Source organism: Acidovorax sp. SUPP950 (genome assembly GCF_030158935.1).
Classification (GTDB): Bacteria; Pseudomonadota; Gammaproteobacteria; order Burkholderiales; family Burkholderiaceae_C; genus Paracidovorax.
This window is the reverse complement of sequence record NZ_BQXE01000002.1, coordinates 897,894-913,427: the sequence shown is the minus strand read 5'-3', so window position 1 is coordinate 913,427 and position 15,534 is coordinate 897,894. Positions and strand designations below refer to the sequence as shown.

General features: G+C 70.0%; 11 protein-coding genes. 5 read left to right on the top strand and 6 right to left on the bottom strand.

Annotation, left to right across the window (positions count from 1 at the left end):
* Window positions 1-6 precede the first annotated feature (6 nt).
* The 3 genes from AVME950_RS13320 to AVME950_RS13310 form a co-directional block, all read right to left on the bottom strand.
* Window positions 7-3,246: an efflux RND transporter permease subunit gene (locus AVME950_RS13320; protein WP_284430156.1), complete on the bottom strand. Its 3,240-nt coding sequence runs from the start codon at window positions 3,244-3,246 to the stop codon at window positions 7-9.
* Window positions 3,247-3,271: 25 nt separating this feature from the next.
* Window positions 3,272-4,519, bottom strand: coding sequence for an efflux RND transporter periplasmic adaptor subunit (locus tag AVME950_RS13315; protein WP_284395390.1), 1,248 nt, complete (start codon window positions 4,517-4,519; stop codon window positions 3,272-3,274).
* Between the two features lie 238 nt (window positions 4,520-4,757).
* On the bottom strand, window positions 4,758-5,603 hold the full coding sequence (locus AVME950_RS13310; RefSeq protein ID WP_284395392.1) for an alpha/beta hydrolase: 846 nt from the start codon (window positions 5,601-5,603) through the stop codon (window positions 4,758-4,760).
* A gap of 164 nt (window positions 5,604-5,767) precedes the next feature.
* Here AVME950_RS13310 and AVME950_RS13305 point away from each other — a divergent pair, with 164 nt between their 5' ends.
* The 3 genes from AVME950_RS13305 (at window position 5,768) to AVME950_RS13295 (ending at window position 7,684) form a co-directional block, all read left to right on the top strand.
* Window positions 5,768-6,679 (top strand): LysR family transcriptional regulator, encoded by a 912-nt coding sequence (locus AVME950_RS13305; protein WP_284395394.1) that lies wholly within the window; start codon window positions 5,768-5,770, stop codon window positions 6,677-6,679.
* A 119-nt stretch (window positions 6,680-6,798) separates the two neighbouring features.
* Entirely contained in the window at window positions 6,799-7,137 is a 339-nt protein-coding gene (locus AVME950_RS13300; RefSeq protein ID WP_284430155.1) for a VF530 family protein, read from the top strand.
* A 184-nt stretch (window positions 7,138-7,321) separates the two neighbouring features.
* Window positions 7,322-7,684, top strand: a complete 363-nt coding sequence (locus AVME950_RS13295) for a DUF4148 domain-containing protein (protein ID WP_284430154.1) — start codon at window positions 7,322-7,324, stop codon at window positions 7,682-7,684.
* Between the two features lie 18 nt (window positions 7,685-7,702).
* Here the strand turns inward: AVME950_RS13295 and AVME950_RS13290 are convergent, their stop codons facing one another.
* The 3 genes from AVME950_RS13290 to AVME950_RS13280 all read right to left on the bottom strand — a co-directional run bounded on the left by AVME950_RS13290 (window position 7,703) and on the right by AVME950_RS13280 (window position 12,890).
* On the bottom strand, window positions 7,703-8,677 hold the full coding sequence (locus AVME950_RS13290) for an alpha-E domain-containing protein (protein ID WP_272568093.1): 975 nt from the start codon (window positions 8,675-8,677) through the stop codon (window positions 7,703-7,705).
* An 82-nt stretch (window positions 8,678-8,759) separates the two neighbouring features.
* Entirely contained in the window at window positions 8,760-10,220 is a 1,461-nt protein-coding gene (locus tag AVME950_RS13285; protein WP_272568087.1) for a circularly permuted type 2 ATP-grasp protein, read from the bottom strand.
* A gap of 108 nt (window positions 10,221-10,328) precedes the next feature.
* Complete coding sequence (locus tag AVME950_RS13280; protein WP_284430153.1) at window positions 10,329-12,890, bottom strand: DNA internalization-related competence protein ComEC/Rec2; 2,562 nt, start codon at window positions 12,888-12,890, stop codon at window positions 10,329-10,331.
* Window positions 12,891-13,066: 176 nt separating this feature from the next.
* Between AVME950_RS13280 and AVME950_RS13275 the strand changes: the two genes are divergently transcribed.
* On the top strand, window positions 13,067-14,731 hold the full coding sequence (locus AVME950_RS13275; RefSeq protein ID WP_284430152.1) for a methyl-accepting chemotaxis protein: 1,665 nt from the start codon (window positions 13,067-13,069) through the stop codon (window positions 14,729-14,731).
* Between the two features lie 193 nt (window positions 14,732-14,924).
* Window positions 14,925-15,383 carry a RidA family protein gene (locus tag AVME950_RS13270; RefSeq protein WP_284430151.1) on the top strand — a complete coding sequence of 153 codons (459 nt, stop codon included), beginning with the start codon at window positions 14,925-14,927 and terminating at the stop codon, window positions 15,381-15,383.
* Window positions 15,384-15,534 lie beyond the last annotated feature (151 nt).

Sequence of the window (15,534 nt, the reverse complement as noted above, 5' to 3'; positions counted from 1 at the left end):
CTTCGCTCATTCGTCATGCCCGCGCGGCGACGCCAGCACGGGGTGGGCCACGGCGCCAGGGCCGGTCCCGGGGGTATCGGTCAGGGGCGCGGTGTGGCTGCCGTGCTGCTGCAGCGGCCGGTTGCCGGCCAGGCGGCGCAGCGCCACGTAGAACACCGGCGTGAGGAACAGGCCGAAGGCCGTCACCCCGATCATTCCGGCGAACACCGCCACGCCCATGGCGCTGCGCATCTCGGCGCCGGCACCGGTGGACAGCACCAGCGGCAGCACGCCCATCACGAACGCCAGCGACGTCATCAGGATGGGGCGCAGCCGCAGGCGGCTGGCCTCGATGGCGGCCTGCACCGGCGTGCGGCCGGCAAACTCCAGTTCGCGGGCGAACTCCACGATCAGGATGGCGTTCTTGGCCGACAGCCCCACCAGCACGATAAGCCCGATCTGCGTGAACACGTTGTTGTCGCCACCGGACAGCCACACGCCCGTCATCGCGGCCAGCAGGCCCATGGGGACGATCAGGATGATGGCGATGGGCAGCGTGAGGCTTTCGTACTGCGCGGCCAGCACCAGGAACACCAGCAGGATGGCGATGGGGAAGACCAGCACGGCGGAATTGCCGGCCAGGATTTCCTGGTAGGTCAGCTCGGTCCATTCGAAGCCGATGCCCTGCGGCAGCGTCTCGGCGGCGATGCGCTCGATGGCGGCCTGCGCCTGGCCCGACGAAAAGCCGGGCGCGGGCCCGCCGTTCACGTCGGCCGACAGGAAGCCGTTGTAGCGCATGGCGCGCTCGGGCCCGAAGCTGGGCTCGATCTTCATCAGCGCCGACAGCGGCACCATCTCGCCGGTGGTGGAGCGCACCTTGAGCAAGCCCACGTCCTCGGCACGCGCCCGGAAGGCTGCATCGGCCTGAACGCGCACGCTGTAGGTGCGGCCGAACTGGTTGAAGTCGTTGGCGTACAGGCTGCCCAGGTAGATCTGCAGCGTCTCGAAGATGTCCGTCACCGGCACGCCCAGCTGCCGCGCCTTGGTGCGGTCGATGTTGGCGTACAGCTGCGGCACGTTGACCTGCCAGCTCGTGAACAGGCCGGCGAGTTCCGGCGTCTGGTACGCCTTGCCCATGAAGGCCTTCACGGCGGCGTCCATGGCCTCGTAGCCCAGCGAGGCGCGGTCCTCGATCTGCAGCTTGAAGCCGCCCGTCGTGCCCAGGCCGGCCACCGGGGGCGGCGGGAACATGGCGATGAACGCATCCTGGATGCTGCCGAAGGCCTGGTTCAACTGGCCCGCAACGGCACCGCCGCTCTGGTCCGCGCGGCCGCGCTCGGCGAAGGGCTTGAGCGTGACGAACACGATGCCCGAATTGGAGCTGTTGGTGAAGCCGTTGATCGACAGCCCCGGGAAGGCGATGGCGTCTTCCACGTTCGGGTTCTTCTTGACGATCTCGCCCATGCGGCGGATCACGTCCTCGGTGCGGTCCAGCGTGGCACCGTCGGGCAGCTGCGCGAAGCCCACCAGGTACTGCTTGTCCTGCGCCGGCACGAAGCCGCCGGGCACGACCTTGAACAGGCCCCAGGTCGCGGCCACCAGCGCGGCGTAGATCACCAGCATCAGCGCCTTGCGGCCGATGACGCGCTTGACGCCGCCGCTGTAGGCCTCGGAGCCCCGGTGGAACACGCTGTTGAAGCGGCGGAAGAACCCGCCCAGCACCTTGTCCATGCCGCGCGTCAGCGCATCCTTCGGTTCATGGTGGCCCTTGAGCAAGAGCGCGCTCAGGGCGGGCGACAGCGTGAGCGAGTTGATCGCCGAGATCACCGTGGAGATCGCGATGGTCACCGCGAACTGGCGGTAGAACTGCCCCGTGAGCCCGCTGATGAAGGCCAGCGGCACGAACACCGCCACCAGCACCAGCGCGATGGCGATGATGGGGCCGGACACTTCGCGCATGGCGCGGTAGGTGGCCTCGCGCGGGGTCAGGCCCGCCTCGATGTTGCGCTCCACGTTCTCCACCACCACGATGGCGTCGTCCACCACGATGCCGATGGCCAGCACCAGCCCGAACAGGGACAGCGCGTTGATCGAAAAGCCCAGCAGGTGCAGCACCGCGAACGTGCCCACCACCGACACCGGCACGGCCAGCAGCGGAATGATGGAGGCGCGCCAGGTCTGCAGGAACAGGATCACCACGATCACCACCAGCGCCACGGCTTCCAGCAGGGTCTGGATGACGGATTTGATGGAGGCGCGCACGAACTGCGTCGGGTCGTAGGCGATGCGGAACTCCACGCCCTCGGGCATGTTCTTTTGCAGTTCGGCCATGGTCTTGCGCACGTTCGACGAGATGTCGAGCGCGTTGGAGCCCGGTGCCTGGAACACGCCCATGCCCACGGCCGGGTCGTTGTTGAGCAGCGAGCGCAGCGAGTAGTCGGCCGCGCCCAGCTCCAGCCGGGCCACGTCGCGCAGGCGCGTCACCGCGCCGTCGCTGCCGGTCTTGACGATGATGTCGCCGAACTCCTCTTCGGTCTGCAGGCGGCCCTGCGCATTGATCGACAGCTGCATGTCCACGCCGGGCAGGCCGGGCGACTGTCCCACCACGCCGGCCGCAGCCTGCACGTTCTGGCCGCGGATGGCGGCCACCACGTCAGCCGCCGACAGGCCGCGCTGCGCGACCTTCTGCGGGTCGAGCCAGGCGCGCATCGAATAGTCGCCGCCGCCGAAGATCTGCACCTGGCCCACGCCCTGGATGCGGGCGAGCCGGTCCTTCACATTCAGCACGGCGTAGTTGCGCAGGTAGTCGATGCCGTAGCGGCCGTTGGGCGAGACCATATGCACGACCATGGTCAGGTCGGGGGCGCTCTTGACCGTGGTGACGCCCAGCCGGCGCACTTCCTCGGGCAGGCGCGGCTCGGCCTGCGAAACGCGGTTTTGCACCAGCTGCTGCGCCTTGTCGGGGTCGGTGCCCAGCGCGAAGGTGACGGTCAGCGTCATCACGCCATCGGTCGTGGCCTGGCTGCCCATGTAGAGCATGCCCTCCACGCCGTTGATGGATTCCTCCAGCGGCGTGGCCACGGTCTCGGCGATCACCTTGGGGTTGGCGCCCGGGTACTGGGCGCGCACCACCACGGAGGGCGGCGCCACCTCGGGGTACTCGGAGATGGGCAGCGCGCGCAGCGCGATCAGCCCGGACAGGAAGATGAGCACCGACAGCACCCCGGCGAAGATGGGGCGGTCGATGAAGAAGCGAGAGAGATTCATGGTGTTCTTTCGGTGCGCTCCGCGATCACGCCGCGGGCTGCTTGGCGGCGGCGCGGGCCTCGGCGCCATCGCCGGCCATGCCGGCCTTGGCGGTCATGGGCACGTCCTGGGGGGCGACCTGGGCGCCGGGGCGCACGCGCTGCAGGCCGTTGACGACGATGCGTTCGCCGGCCTTCAGGCCCGAGGTGACGACGCGCAGGCCGTTCACCGGCGCGCCCAGCTGCACCTCGCGGTACTCGGCCTTGTTGCCCTCCCCCACCACCATCACGTACTTCTTGTTCTGGTCCGTGCCCACGGCGCGCTCGTTGATGAGCACGGCCTGGGTGTTCTTCACCTGGCCCATGCGGATGCGCGCGAACTGGCCCGGCATGAGCACGCCGTCGGCGTTGTCGAACACGGCGCGCACACGCACCGTGCCGCTGCGGGCATCCACCTGGTTGTCGATGAGCTGCAGGTGCCCGGTGTGCGGCGTGCCGCCGGCCGTGCCCGTGCCCATCTGCACCGGAATGCTCTCGATCAGGGTGCGCGCGCTCTTGCCCGAACGCAGGCCCTCCAGCGCCTTCGCCACGATCTGCTCGTCGGTGTCGAAACTCGCGTAGATCGGGCTCACCGACACCAGCGTGGTCAGCACCGGCGCGCCGGCGCCCGCGGCCACCAGGTTGCCCACGGTGACCTCGATGCGGCCCACGCGGCCCGCGACCGGGGCGCGCACCTGGGTGTAGCCCAGGTTCAGGCGCGCCGTCTGCAGCGCGGCCTGCGCGGCGCGCAGGTTGGCGTCGGCCTCGCGCTGGGCATTCATGCGTTCGTCGTGCTCGCGCTGGGCGATGGCACGCTCTTCCCACAGGCGCGTGGCTCGCTCCATTTCGCTGCGGGTGTAGGACACGCGGGCCTGCGCGGCGACCACCTGGGCCTCGGCGCGGTCCACCTCGGCGGCGTAGGGCGCGGGGTCCACGGTGACCAGCAGGTCGCCCTGCTTGACCAGCGAGCCTTCGCGGAAATGCACGGCCTGCACGGCGCCGCCCACACGCGGGCGGATGTCCACGCGCTGCACGGCTTCGAGACGGCCCGAGAACTCGTCCCACAGCGCGATCTCCTGCTGCAGCACGGCGGCCACCGAGACGGGCACCGCGGGCGGCGCGGCTTCCGGAGCCGGGGATTCGGCATGCGAGCTGGGCAGTCCGAAGAGCGTGCCGCCCGCGGCGGCGATGGCGGCCGCGGCGCCGGCGGCAGCCCACCAGCGGCGACGGGAAGGGGAAGTGTGTTGCGGGTTCATGGTGGAAGTCCTTCGGGGTTTTTCAAGGCAAAGGCAAAAAGTCGAAATCGATCGGGCAAGGGTTGCCCCTTCCGGCCCATGGGGGCCAGAAAACAAAAGGGACGCAGCAAACAGCGGAAAGGCGGCGAAAGGCAGGTCGTGCGGCTCGCCGAAGCGGATCGCAGTATCAAACCTCAACCGGGGTTGAGGTCAATGCACCCCGCGGGTCAGCGCGCGGGCAGGTCGGTGGTGGTGAGGGTCAGGGCGCAGGACATCGGGTGGCCTCGAAGAAACGGCTGAACTGCGCCTGAACCTCGGGCGCACAAGGACATTCGCCCGAACCGGGCTGCAGCAGGGCATCGGGCCACTGGTTCGCCTTAGCGAACACGTGCTGCGTGACTTCCAGTCCCGCCGCCTGCAGCCGGTTGGCGTAGGCGAGGGCTTCGTCGCGCATGGGATCGTCGTCGCCCACCAGCACCAGCGTGTGCGGCAGGCCGGCCAGCCGCTGCGCCATCGCGGGCACGGCATAGGGGTGTTCGGCATCGCGGGTGCAGCGCAGGAACTGCAGCCAGCCATCGGCCCACTTGCAGGCGGTCGATTCGCCCATGGCGGCACGCACCGAGGGCGTGGCGCCGCAGGGGTCGAGCATGGGCGACAGCAGGATCTGTCCGGCCAGCGGCGGATGGGACTGGTCGCGCGCCATCAGCGCCACGCCCGCGGCCAGGTTGCCGCCGGCCTCCTCCCCCGCCACGTACACTCCGGCGCCGGGACCGGCCAGGCGGGTGCGGTGCTTGTGCGCCCACTTGAGCACCAGGTAGCCGGCGTCCACCGGCTGCGGGAAGGGATGGTCGGGCGAGAGCGGGTACGCCACCGACACCACCAGCGCGCCGGCGCGCTCCAGCAGCCGGGCCACCGTGCAGCCGTTGTCCAGATCGCCCGCCACGAAGGCACCGCCATGGAAGTGCACCACGAGCGGCAGCGTTTCCTTGGGCTTCTTGCGGCCGTACATGCGCACGGACACTTCCTGCCCCTTGGCCACCTCAATGGTGGTGTCGGTGCAGGTGGAAGACGATGGCGATGGCGACGGGGTGAAGGTGCTGGACATGGCGGTGACCGGACAAGACCGGGTGATGTGAAATGTAGCGACGCAGCCGCCGACGATAAACCAGCCAAATGCCACAGCTCTGTTTCCGATTGCCGAACAATCGGCGGCACGGGCCCGTGTGAGAATTCCTTGGCCCCATTCGGGGCCAGAGAGAAGGAGGGCCCATGGACCAGATCCAGGCCATGCGGGTTTTTGCAAGGGTGGTGGAGGCAGGCACGTTCACGCGGGCGGCCGATTCGCTGCAATTGCCCAAGGCAACCATTACCAAGTACGTGCAGGCGCTCGAGGCGCGGCTGCGCGTGAAGCTGCTCAACCGCACCACGCGGCGCGTGACCGTCACGGCCGATGGCGCGGCCTACTACGACCGCACCGTGCGCCTGCTCGCCGATTTCGACGACATCGAGGCGAGCATGACGCACGCGCGCGCCACGCCCAGCGGCCGGCTGCGCGTGGACGTGGGCACTTCGGTGGCGCGGCTGCTCATCATTCCGCGGCTGGAGGAGTTCCATGCGCGGTTTCCCGACATCCAGATCGACCTGGGCGTGAGCGACCGGCCGGTGGATTTGATCGGCGACAACGTCGATTGCGTGATCCGCGGCGGCGAGCTGACCGACCAGTCGCTGGTGGCGCGGCGCATCGGCAACCTGGCCTTCGTCACCGTGGCCGCGCCGGCCTACCTGGAGCGCTACGGCACGCCCACCCACCCCCTCGATCTGGAGGGCGACCACAAGAGCGTGATCTATTTCTCGCCGCTGTCCACACGCCGCTATCCACTGGAGTTCGTGCGCGACGGCGAGATGATCGAGGTCACCGGGCCCTCGCAACTGGCGGTGAACGAGTCCAACGCCTACTCGGCGGCGCTGGTCGCGGGGCGCGGCGTGGGGCAGATCACGCTGTTCCAGGCGGCCCGGCAGCTGGAGCGCGGTGACCTCGTGCGGCTGCTGCCCGAGTGGTCCATTCCGCCCATCCCGATCTACGTGGTGTACCCGCCCAACCGGCACCTGAGCGCCAAGGTGCGGGCCTTCGTGGACTGGGCGGCCGAGCTGTTCGCCAGCGAGCGGTATCTGCAGACCTGAACGTTCGCTATATTTTTCATAGCTAAACGCCCTAGTATCGATTGCACTGGGGCCCTTTTCGATGCACACCCGCGCCAGGCCGCCCCCCACCGGTCGCGCGGGGCCGTATGCTTCCCGGCATGACCGAACCCGAAGTCCCCGAACCTGGCGAAACCCCAGCCCCCACCGGCGCCAACGCGCCCTCCACCCCGAACGCCACGCCACCCGCGCCTCCGGCCAGGCAGCCGCGCAACCCGCTGCATGGCATCACGCTCGAAGCCATCGTGGTCGCGCTGCACGACTACTATGGCTGGGAAGGTCTGGCGCAGCGCGTGGCCCTGCGCTGCTTCGAAAGCGATCCCAGCGTGGCGTCCAGCCTGAAGTTCCTGCGCAAGACGCCCTGGGCGCGCGAGAAGGTCGAGAGCCTGTACCTGTTCATGCTGCGCGAGCACAAGCGCCAGGGCGGCGGGCCGGGCTGAACGCGGCCGGCCCTGACAACCAACCCATCCCTGACGGCCCATTCGCGCTGCGCCAGCGCAGCTCAGGCGCCCGGGCCGTGCGTTCGTCGCAATCGGCTCGCGGCGGCAGGCCCCGGTGGGCACATTGGAGGCACGGAGAGGCACACGCCTGTCCTGATCCCCCAACCCGCCCCAGGAGCCTTCCATGCCCACCGTTTTCGACCGCCGCAACACCATCGCCTCGCCCCACGCCCTGGCGCGCACGGCCCTCGCCGCCTGCGCCCTGCTGGCCGGCTCCCTGGCCATGGCACAGACCAGCGCGCCGCCGGATGCGGCCACCGCAGCCGCGACTGCGCCCCGAGTGGTTGCGATGGATGCCCCCGCAGGCCGCACGCGCGCCGAGGTGATCGCCGAGCTGCAATGCGCGCGCGCCTCGGGCGAACTGGAGGCCATGGCGATGCAGTCCTATGGCATGCCCACCCCGCCCGTGAACCGGGCCGTGCCCGAGTGCGCCGCAGCGGGCGGCACGGCCGTGGCCGGCAGCGCCGCCTCGCGCCCGGCCCCCTGAGCCGCGGCGGGCCGTGCTTCAGGCCGGCACGGGCACCAGGAAGTCGCGGCTGATGCCCGCGCCCAATTCGTTCACCCGGTCCAGGAACTGCGTGAGGTACGCATGCAGCCCGGTGGACAGGATCTCGTCGATGCGGCCGTAGCGCAGGTCGGCCAGCAGCCGGCCCGCCTTGCGCTGGGTCTCCGACGACTGGTCGTTGGCCACCACCGCCAGGTTCTCGCCCACCTCGTGCAGGCTGGCGTGCAGCGAGCGCGGCATGTCGCGGCGCAGGATGAGCAGGTCGGCCACACGCTCGGGCGTGATGACGTCGCGGTACACGCGGCGGTACACCTCGAACGCCGACACGCTGCGCAGGATGGCGCTCCAGTGGTAGAAGTCGAACTCCTGCGGCGCGGCCCGGCTGCGGTCGCGCGTGCCCGATCCGTGGAAGTCGCTCTGCACCGCGTGGAACTTCACGTCCAGCAGCCGCGCGGTGTTGTCCGAGCGTTCGAGGAACGTGCCCAACCGCAGGAAATGAAAGGCCTCGTCCTGCAGCATGGTGCCCAGCGTCACGCCGCGCGACAGGTGCGAGCGGTACTTGACCCATTCGAAGAACTGGCCCGGATCGCGCTCGAACAGGCTGCCTTCGAGCTGGCGGTGCAGCTCCAGCCAGGTCTGGTTCTGCGTTTCCCACACCTCGGTGGTGAGCGCTCCGCGCACGGCCCGGGCGTTCTCGCGCGCGGCGCGCAGGCACGACAGGATGGACGACGGGTTGTTGCCGTCGCGCACCATGAACTCCAGCACCCCTTCGCGCGTGACCTCGCCGTGCCGCGCGGTGTAGGCGGGGATCAGCTCGCTGATGGACAGCAGGCCCAGCCAGCTCTCCTGCGCCACGTCGGCCGACTGCGGGAGCAGCGAAGTCTCGTAGCTCACGTTGAGCATGCGGGCGGTGTTTTCTGCCCGCTCGGTGTAGCGGGACATCCAGAACAAGTGATCGGCAGTGCGGCTCAGCATGCGGTCTCCTCGGGCAGCAAACCCTGCACGCCTTGCGTACCAAGGCCATGGGATGATGAAAAACGATCGTGGGCCAGCCGCTTCATGCAACGCTCCCTTCTTCTCCCAGCACCCAGGTGTCCTTGGTGCCGCCGCCCTGCGATGAATTCACCACCAGCGACCCTTCCTTGAGCGCCACGCGCGTCAGGCCGCCGGCGGCCATCTGCACCTTCTGGCCGCTCAGCACGAAGGGGCGCAGATCGATGTGGCGCGGGGCGATGCCCGATTCCACGTAGGTCGGGCAGCTGGAGAGCGACAGCGTGGGCTGGGCGATGTAGCCCGAGGGGTTGGCCAGCACCGCGGCGCGGAACTCCTCGATCTCGGCTTTCGTCGCAGCCGGGCCGATCAGCATGCCGTAGCCGCCGGCGCCGTGCACTTCCTTCACGACCAGTTCGTGCAGGTGGTCCAGCACGTAGGCCAGGTCGTCGGGCTTGCGGCACACCCAGGTGGGCACGTTGGCGAGGATGGGCTCCTCGCCCAGGTAGAAGCGGATCATGTCGGGCACGTAGGGGTACACCGACTTGTCGTCGGCGATGCCCGTGCCCACGGCGTTGCAGATCGCCACATTGCCTGCGCGGTAGGCGTTCATGAGGCCTGCGCAGCCCAGGGTGGAGGTGGGCCGGAAGACCTGGGGGTCGAGAAAGTCGTCGTCCACGCGGCGGTAGATCACGTCCACCTGCTTGAGGCCGCGCGTGGTGCGCATGTACACGAAGTTGTCCTTGACCACGAGGTCCTGGCCCTCGACCAGTTCCACGCCCATCTGCTGCGCGAGGAAGGCGTGCTCGAAGTACGCGCTGTTGTACATGCCGGGCGTGAGCACCACCACCGTCGGCTGCGCCGTGGCGGCGGGGGCGCTGGCGCGCAGGGTGTCCAGCAGCAGGTCGGGATAGTGGGCGACCGGCGCCACGCGGTGCGTGCGAAACAGCTCCGGGAAAAGCCGCATCATCATCTTGCGGTTTTCCAGCATGTACGACACGCCCGAGGGCACGCGCAGGTTGTCTTCCAGCACGTAGTAGATGCCGTTGCCGCTCGCGTCCGGGGCGCGCACGATGTCGATGCCGGCGATGTGCGCGTACAGGTCGCGCGGCACGTCCACGCCGGCCATCTCGGGCCGGTACTGGGCGTTCTTGAGGATCAGGTCCGAGGGGATGATGCCGGCGTGCAGGATGTCCTGGCCGTGGTAGACATCGTGGATGAAGCGGTTGAGCGCCGTCACGCGCTGTACCAGCCCCTGCTGCATGCGCGCCCATTCGTGCGCGGGGATGATGCGGGGGATCAGGTCGAAGGGAATGAGCCGCTCGGTGCCGGCGCCATCCTCGTCCTTGGCGCCGTACACCGCGAAGGTGATGCCCACCCGGCGGAAGATCATCTCGGCCTCGGCGCGGCGCGCCTGCATGGCCTCGTCTGGCTGGCCCGACAACCATTGGCCGTAGCGCTTGTAGTGGGGGCGCACGTCGCTGCCGTCGAACGGCAGCATCGTGTACATCTCATCGAACTTCTGCATAACTGGTGCCTCCTGTAACCAGCATAGCAAGTTGTGAGCCGGGTTTTGGCGACCGGCGGGCACGGGCGCGTTTTACCGCCGGCACGCCGGGGTGATGGCGCGCCGTCCTCACGGCAACGGAGCGGGTGCATGGTGCCAGTAGCGCCGGCCCGCGTCGCGTTCGCACCGCCACTGGCCGGGCGCCTCGGACGCCCAGGTGGCGGCGCCGCAGCGCGGCGAATCGAGCAGCACGGCGCCCCGCTCGCGGTACCGCGCCACCACCTCCGGCGCGGGATGGCCGAAGCGGTTGCGGTAGCCGGCCTGCACCAGCGCGGTGCGGGGCCGGGCCGCATCCAGCAGCGCGGGCGTGGAAGACGTCTTGCTGCCGTGGTGCGGCACCAGCAGCACATCGACCGGCGCGATGGCGCCGCGCGCCACCAGCGCGGCCTCCTGCGCCTGCTCGATGTCGCCCACCAGCAGCGCGGACGGCGCGGCGCCCTGCCCCGAGGTGCCTTGCGGCGCCGGGGCGGCCGTGATCCGCAGCACGCAGCTCAGGGTGTTGGGCCGCACGGCAGGCCGGGGCCCCTCGGATGGCAGCGATGCCTGCGCCTCCAGCGGGTGCAGCACCTCGAACAGCACGCCGTCCCAGGCCCACCGCTGGCCCGCCAGGCACGGCGCCGCGGGGCGCAGTTGCCGCAGGGCATGCTCGTTCTCGATCGAACCCATGAGCCCCGCCTGCGGCTGCTGCGCCAGCACGGCGGCGGCCCCGCCGGTGTGGTCGGTGTCGCGGTGGCTCAGCATCAGCAGGTCGATGCGCTCGCCCATGCTGCGCAGCAGCGGCACCAGCACGCGGTCGCCCGCATCGCTGTCCAGCCCATAGCGGGGCCCCGCGTCGTACAGCATGGCGTGGCGCGCGGTGCGCACCAGCACGGCCTGGCCCTGCCCCACGTCGGCGGCCAGCAGGTCGAACTGGTCCGGCGGCGGGCGGTGCGGCTGCCACCACAGCACGGGGATCAGCAGCGGCACGCCCAGGGCCCGCAACGGCCAGGGCCAGCGCAAGGCCAGCAGCGTGCCGCCCGCCACCCCGGCCACGCCCGCCCACACCGGAGCGGCGGGCAGCGACACCGCGGCCCACGGCAACGCGGCCAGCCACTGCAGCAGGCCGGCAAACGGCAGCACGCACCACGCGGCGGCGGTCCACAGCGGCGCCCACAGGGTGCCGGCCAAAGCCAGCGGCGTGACCAGCAGCGTGATCCAGGGAATCGCCACCAGGTTGGCCAGCAGGCCGACGACGGACACCTGCCCGAACAGCAGCAGCGTGAGCGGCGTGAGGGCGAGCGTGACCACCCACTGCTCACGCAGCATGGCGGCCAATCGGCCCGATGCCCTAGATTCATTTGCCTCCTTTGCTATTGAATCAGTAGCAAAAAGCACCGCCACCGCGATGAAGCTCAGCCAGAACCCCGCCTGCAGCAGCGCCCAGGGATCGGCCAGCACGACCACCGCGCAGGCCAGCAGCCAGACCTGGGGCCAGGGCCAGCGCCGCCCGGAAAGCCGCAGCAGCGCCACAGTGGCCAGCATGCACACCGTGCGCTGCGCCGGCACGCCCCAGCCGCTGAACACGGCATAGGCCCAGGCCAGCAGCACGCCCCCGGCCAGCGCCGCCGTCGGCGCCGGCAGGGCCAGGCACCAGCGCGGCACGCGGCGCCACAGCGCACCGACCACTGCGGCGGCCAGCCAGGCGAACAGCGTGATGTGCAGGCCCGAGATGCTGACCAGGTGCGCCACGCCCGTGGCCCGGAACACGTCCCAGTCGGCCCGGTCGATCGCGCGCTGGTCGCCGGTGACCAGCGCGGCCACCACGCCCGCTGCGCGGGTGCGGGCGGCGTTGCCGCCTTCGTCCAGGCCCGTGCCGACATCGACCGGCGCGAGATGGGCCAGGATGGCATCGCGCACCGCCTGGCGCGCCCGCTGCACCGGGTAACGCCAGGTCGCCTCCAGCCGGCGGGGCGGTTCGTCCCGCGCGCCGGTGCGCACGTAGCCGGTGGCCTGCACGCCCTGCTCCCACCACGCCAGCTCGGCATCGAAACCGTGCGGGTTGCGCAGGCCGTGGGGTGCCTTCAGGCGCACGGTCATGCGCCAGCGCTCGCCAGCCTGCACCTGGGTGGACAGCCGCCGCACGTCCGCCGCGCCAGCGGCCTCGCCGAAGGTGCCCACGTACCAGGCCACATCGATCACCGGCGGCACCGCGACCGCCTGGCCCTCCAGCACCGCCGATTCCACCGCCATGCGCAGGCGCACGCCGGATTCGCCGGTCTGCGGCATGGCAGCCACCACGCCCACGATGGCAACGTCGCGGCCTTCCAGCGCCGGCGGCAAGGCCCCCTGCAGGAACAGCAGCGCCCGCAGCCCCGTCGCGCCGCCCATGAAGACCAGGCCGCAGGCCAGCATCCACCCGCGCGAGCCGCACCAGGCAAGCCGCCGCACGCGGCCCGACGGCACCACCGCCGCCACGGCCCCCAGCAGCCCGCCCAGCGCCGCCGCCGCATAGGCGGCCAGCGGCCACAACGTCGCCTGCGTGAGCTGCAGCGCCGCTCCCGCGAGCACCCCGGCCAGCCACCAGGGCCAGCGCCAGGGGCGCGCCATGGCAGGCGTGGCGAGGACGGCAGGGGCGGGAGACGGCTGCGGCATGCGCGCATGCTAATGGCGGTCGACGGCAGCGTTTCCTTTTCGCTACAGCCCGGTGCTTTCCGCCTATTGGCATAGCCCAACTTCATGGCCAATCTAGGGTCGATTCACCTTTACTTTTACAGAATGTTGCTTATCATTTGAATCATATTTATCAAATAACCCATTTGGAGTGCCCTATGTCGCTGCGAAATCTCACCGTCAAAGCCCAGTTGACGCTTTCCTTCGGGGTGCTGGCCTTGCTCGTGCTGCTGGCCTCCAGCGTGGCGGTGTGGGGGCTGAACGGGGCTAACGAGAACTTCAGCGATTACGTGCACGGCGTGGCCGCCCGCGCCAAGCTGTCCGAGCAGATCCGCATGGCGGTGGACCGCCGGGCCATCGCGGCCCGCAACCTGGTGCTGGTGAAGAGCGATGCCGACGTGGCGGTGGAGAAGGCGGCGGCGATCGAGGCGCACAAGGACGTGCAGGCCAACATGGCCAAGCTGAAAGACATGGTCAGCCACGGCGAGGTCCCCCCGGCCATCAGGACCCTGGTGGGTGAGATCGACAAGGTGGAGCAGGCCTACGGCACCGTGGCCCTGGACATCATCAACCTGGCCGTGTCGGGCCAGCGTGAGCAGGCCACCACCAAGATGAACGCGGAATGCCGCCCCCTGCTGGCCGCGCTGATCGCCAAGACGAACGAATACTCGCTCGCCACGGACCAGCGGGCGACCGCCATGGTCAAGGAGGCGGAGGCCGAGTTCCGGTGGCAGCGGTCCCTGCTGCTGGGCGCCTGCCTGCTGGCCTTCGCCGCAGCGGCCATCGCCGGCGTGCTGATCACGCGCAGCCTCACCCGCTCGCTGGGCGCAGAGCCTTCCGAACTGAGTTCCGCGGCCCAGCGCGTGGCGCAGGGCGACCTGTCCGACATGGCCGGCCTGTCCAACGCCCTGCCCGGCAGCGTGCTGGCCTCGCTGGGCACCATGCAGCAGAGCCTGGTGTCCATCGTGGCGGAGGTGCGCAACGCCAGCGACTCCATCGCCACCGGATCGATGGAAATCTCCACGGGCAACACCGACCTGAGCCAGCGCACCGAAGAACAGGCCAGCGCGCTGGAGCAGGTGGCATCGACCATGGAACAGTTCAGCACCACGGTGCGCAACAACGCCGACAACGCCAAGCAGGCCGATCAGCTGGCCCAGGACGCGACCACGGTGGCCACCCAGGGCGGCGGCGTGGTGACCCAGGTGGTCAAGACCATGAAGGACATCAACGACAGCTCGCGGCAGATCTCCGACATCATCGGCGTGATCGACGGCATCGCCTTCCAGACCAACATCCTCGCCCTGAACGCCGCCGTGGAAGCGGCCCGGGCCGGCGAGCAGGGCCGGGGCTTTGCCGTGGTGGCCTCCGAGGTGCGCAGCCTGGCCGGCCGTTCGGCCGACGCCGCCAAGCAGATCAAGGGCCTGATCGGCACCAGCGTGGAGCGGGTGTCGCAGGGCTCCGAACTGGTGGACGAGGCTGGCCGCACGATGCAGGAAGTGGTCGGCGCGATCCAGCGCGTGACTGAAATGGTGGCGCAGATCCGCGGTGCCAGCGCCGAGCAGAGCGCTGGCGTCGGGCAGATCAGCCAGGCCATCAGCCAGATCGACCAGACCACGCAGCAGAACGCCGCGCTGGTGGAGGAAAGCGCCGCCGCCGCGCAGAGCCTGGAGCAGCAGACGCGCCGGCTGGTGGACGCGGTCGCGATCTTCAAGCTCGATGCCCAGGCCGTGCTGTCCGCCCCCGGCCAGCCCGCCCTGCGCAGCCCCGCCAAGGCCGCCCTGCCCCCGGCCTTCCAGCCACGCCGCCCGGCCATCGCCTGAGCGGGCGGCCACGGGATGACCGATCCCGGCGCGTGAGCGGGACCGGCGCGCCCCAGGTGCCGGCGCCGCCGCGAGGAACGGCGAACGCAGAGAACCGCCAGCCGGTTGTGCAACACTTGCGCGCTGCGCCGCAGGCCCCCGGGGCTTGCGGCCTTTTTCTGCCTTCTCACTCCTCCCGTTGCCAAGGAACACCATGAGCGTTTACGACAAGCTGAAAGAACTCGACATCACCCTGCCCCCCGTCTCGGTCCCCGCCGCGGCCTACGTGCCCTACGTGCAGACCGGCAACCTGGTGTTCCTGAGCGGACACATCGCGCGCAAGGACGGCAAGCCCTGGGCCGCGCAGTTCGGCCGCAGCATCACTACCGAAGAAGGCAAGGCGGCCGCGCGGGCCGTGGCCATCGACCTGCTGGGCACGCTGCATGCGGCCACCGGTGGCGACCTGAACCGGGTCAAGCGCATCGTCAAGGTGATGAGCCTGGTCAATTCGACGGGCGAGTTCACCGAACAGCATCTGGTGACCAACGGCGCGAGTGAACTGTTCGGCCAGGTGTTCGGCGACCGGGGCGTGCACGCCCGCAGCGCCTTCGGCGTGGCGCAGATCCCCATGGGTGCGTGCGTCGAAATCGAATTGATCGCCGAACTGGGCTGATCGCGCGCCCCCGTTGGCGCAAGGGGTGGCTGGCGCAGGCCTGGGCCTGGGGCACCCACCCCGTCGAGACCGGGACCTGCCCGCGCTGCGGGTCACCCCTGCTTTCGAAGGCCATCCCGCGATGGCCCCACAGCCGGCAGCCCCCTGATGC

Excerpts from the sequence above, each read along its gene's own strand:
- AVME950_RS13315 (WP_284395390.1), bottom strand. The coding sequence starts at position 4,519 with ATGAACCCGCAACACACTTCCCCTTCCCGTCGCCGCTGGTGGGCTGCC.
- AVME950_RS13305 (WP_284395394.1), top strand. The coding sequence starts at position 5,768 with ATGGACCAGATCCAGGCCATGCGGGTTTTTGCAAGGGTGGTGGAGGCA.
- AVME950_RS13275 (WP_284430152.1), top strand. The coding sequence starts at position 13,067 with ATGTCGCTGCGAAATCTCACCGTCAAAGCCCAGTTGACGCTTTCCTTC.
- AVME950_RS13280 (WP_284430153.1), bottom strand. The coding sequence starts at position 12,890 with ATGCCGCAGCCGTCTCCCGCCCCTGCCGTCCTCGCCACGCCTGCCATG.
- AVME950_RS13310 (WP_284395392.1), bottom strand. The coding sequence starts at position 5,603 with ATGTCCAGCACCTTCACCCCGTCGCCATCGCCATCGTCTTCCACCTGC.
- AVME950_RS13320 (WP_284430156.1), bottom strand. The coding sequence starts at position 3,246 with ATGAATCTCTCTCGCTTCTTCATCGACCGCCCCATCTTCGCCGGGGTG.
- AVME950_RS13295 (WP_284430154.1), top strand. The coding sequence starts at position 7,322 with ATGCCCACCGTTTTCGACCGCCGCAACACCATCGCCTCGCCCCACGCC.
- AVME950_RS13300 (WP_284430155.1), top strand. The coding sequence starts at position 6,799 with ATGACCGAACCCGAAGTCCCCGAACCTGGCGAAACCCCAGCCCCCACC.
- AVME950_RS13270 (WP_284430151.1), top strand. The coding sequence starts at position 14,925 with ATGAGCGTTTACGACAAGCTGAAAGAACTCGACATCACCCTGCCCCCC.
- AVME950_RS13285 (WP_272568087.1), bottom strand. The coding sequence starts at position 10,220 with ATGCAGAAGTTCGATGAGATGTACACGATGCTGCCGTTCGACGGCAGC.
- AVME950_RS13290 (WP_272568093.1), bottom strand. The coding sequence starts at position 8,677 with ATGCTGAGCCGCACTGCCGATCACTTGTTCTGGATGTCCCGCTACACC.